3 protein-coding genes are annotated in these 2,691 nt (G+C 62.0%); 2 read left to right on the forward strand and 1 reads right to left on the reverse strand.

The annotated features are described in order from the left end of the window. A partial coding sequence (locus EOA36_RS32910; protein ID WP_127280949.1) for a DUF815 domain-containing protein occupies positions 1–311 on the reverse strand: 311 nt, incomplete at its 3' end. A gap of 289 nt (positions 312–600) precedes the next feature. On the opposite strand from EOA36_RS32910, the gene yajC reads away from it, so the two are divergent. Then, entirely contained in the window at positions 601–942 is a 342-nt protein-coding gene (gene yajC / locus EOA36_RS32915; protein ID WP_010909882.1) for a preprotein translocase subunit YajC, read from the forward strand. Positions 943–993: 51 nt separating this feature from the next. Then, positions 994–2,691: protein translocase subunit SecD (gene secD, locus EOA36_RS32920; RefSeq protein ID WP_127280950.1), on the forward strand; the 1,698-nt coding region annotated here is incomplete at its 3' end.

The following is a 2,691-nucleotide window of genomic DNA, read 5'->3' on the forward strand; positions in this document are numbered from 1 at the left end:
GCCTTGACCAGCGACGATTTGCCCATGCCGCGCGCGCCCCACAACAGGACGTTATTGGCGGCGAAGCCGGCGGCGAAGCGCTCGGTGTTGTCGACGAGGATGTCGCGGACGCGGTCGACGCCACGGATCAGGCCAATGTCGACGCGATTGACCTTGCGCACCGGCTCCAGATAGCCGGGATCGGCCTGCCAGACGAAGCAGTCGGCCACGTCGAGGTCGGTTTCAGGGACCGGCGGCGGAGCGAGGCGGCCGACCGCTTCGATCAGGCGGTCGAGTTTCTGGTTCAAGGCATCGATGCTGGTATCGGTCATATCAGGTCTTTTTGCTTTGGTTTTTGCAGTGGCAGGCGGACCCGGTTCGATTCCGGCGGTTTCGAAACCGGTTGCAACCATTTGTTCGAACGTGATCTTTTCCGAAAACCGGCTCGCGCCTTTCGCGATCCTGCTCTAACACGGCTAAACAGGCCGGAAAAGCGGCGGATTTGCCCGGTCGCGCAGTTGCATTGACAACTTTACCGACTATATTCCGGCCAAATTTCTAGGGGCCGCCAAATTCCACAAGACGGTTTGGCGGCTGTTTTCAAAATTCAGGAGTACCTCGATGTTCGTGACACCGGCATACGCCCAAGGCATCGGCGGCGCCTCTCCCGATATGTTCATCAGCATTTTGCCGTTTGTCCTGATTTTCGTGATCATGTATTTTCTGATCATCCGCCCGCAGCGCACGCAGCTGAAGAAGCGCGGCGAGATGCTGGCGGCGGTTCGCCGCGGCGACACGGTCGTCACCGGCGGCGGTTTCGTCGGCAAGGTGACGAAGGTGATCGACGACAACGAACTCGAGATCGACCTTGGTGGCGGCACCAAGGTGACGGCGCTGCGCTCGACGATTGCCGACGTGCGCGTCAAGGGCGAACCGGTCGCCAACCAGAACGCCAAGAAATAACCAAATTCCAGGCGGAGCGATCCGCGGACACGCTCTGACGGACGACGCCATATGCTTTATTTCTCGCGCTTCAAGATGATCCTGATCTGGCTGGCCGTGGCCGCCACAGTGGTCCTCGCCGCGCCGAATCTGTTCCCCGCCAGCACGCTGGCCCAGCTCCCCAGTTGGGTGCCGAAGCGGCAGATGACACTCGGCCTCGATCTCCAGGGCGGCTCGCACATCCTGCTGGAGATGAACCAGAACGATCTGATCAAGGATCGGCTCGAGACGACGCGCGATGAAATCCGCACACTGCTGCGCGATGCCAAGATCGGCTATACGGGTCTTGCCGGTACCGGCAAGACCCTGCAGGTCCGCATCACCGATCCCGCTCAGCTCGATGCCGCCAAGAAAGCGTTGAAGAGCTTGACCGATCCTGTCGCAGCCGGCTTGTTCACAGGCGGCTCCATCCAGGAAATGTCGCTCGACGATTCCGAGCCGGGGCTGCTCAAGTTCACCGTCACCGACGCCGGTATCAAGTACCGCACATCGACCGCATTGGCGCAGTCGATCGAAGTGGTCGAGCGCCGCGTCAACGAACTCGGCACGACCGAGCCCATCGTGCAGCGGCAGGGCGACGACCGCATCCTTGTCCAGGTGCCCGGCCTGCAGGATCCGCAGCGGCTGAAGGAAATCCTCGGCCAGACAGCGAAGCTGACCTTCCAGATGGTCGACCAGTCGATGCCGGTGCAGGATGCGCTCAGGGGACGCCCGCCGGCCGGTTCTTCGGTGCTCTATTCGCAGGACGATCCGCCGGTTCCATACCTGATCGAGAACCGCGTCATCGTATCGGGTGAAAACCTCGTCGACGCACAGGCGACATACAATTCGCAGAACAACGAGCCGGTGGTTTCGTTCCGTTTCGATTCGAAGGGCGCTGCCCGCTTCGGCCAGGCCACCGCGCAGAATGTCGGCAAGCTGTTCGCCATCATCCTCGACAACCAGGTGATCTCGGCGCCGCAGATTCGCGAGCCGATCCTTGGCGGTACCGGCCAGATCTCCGGTAATTTCACTGCCCAGAGCGCCAACGACCTCGCCGTGCTGCTGCGCGCCGGCGCGCTGCCCGCGACATTGACCGTCATCGAGGAACGCACCGTCGGTCCGGGCCTGGGCCAGGATTCGATCCATGCCGGCAAGGTCGCCGGCATCATCGGTTCGATCCTCGTCGTGGCGTTCATGTTCGTCGCCTACGGCTTCCTCGGCTTCCTCGCCAACATCGCGCTGGCGGTGCACGTGGCGATGATCGTCGGGCTGCTGTCGCTGCTTGGCGCGACGCTGACTTTGCCCGGTATCGCCGGTATCGTGCTGACCATCGGCATGGCGGTCGATTCCAACGTGCTGATCTACGAGCGTATCCGCGAGGAGCGACGAGCCGGCCGCTCGGTGATCCAGGCGATCGACACCGGCTTCTCGAAGGCGCTGGCGACCATCGTCGATTCCAACGTCACGTCGCTGATTGCGACAGTGGTGCTGTTCTATCTCGGTACCGGACCGGTGAAGGGCTTTGCCATCACTTACGCCATCGGCATCCTGACCACGGTCTTCACCGCTTTCACCTTCACCCGCTTGCTGGTGTCGATCTGGCTGCGCCGTGCCCGCCCGAAGGAGTTGCCACGCGCACCGATAACCTTCGTACCGCCCGGCACGAAAATTCCGTTCATGGGCATCCGTCGGTGGACGTTCGCGCTGTCGAGCGCATTGTCGATACTG

It is taken from the genome of Mesorhizobium sp. M8A.F.Ca.ET.021.01.1.1 (assembly GCF_003998025.1).
GTDB lineage: Bacteria > Pseudomonadota > Alphaproteobacteria > Rhizobiales > Rhizobiaceae > Mesorhizobium.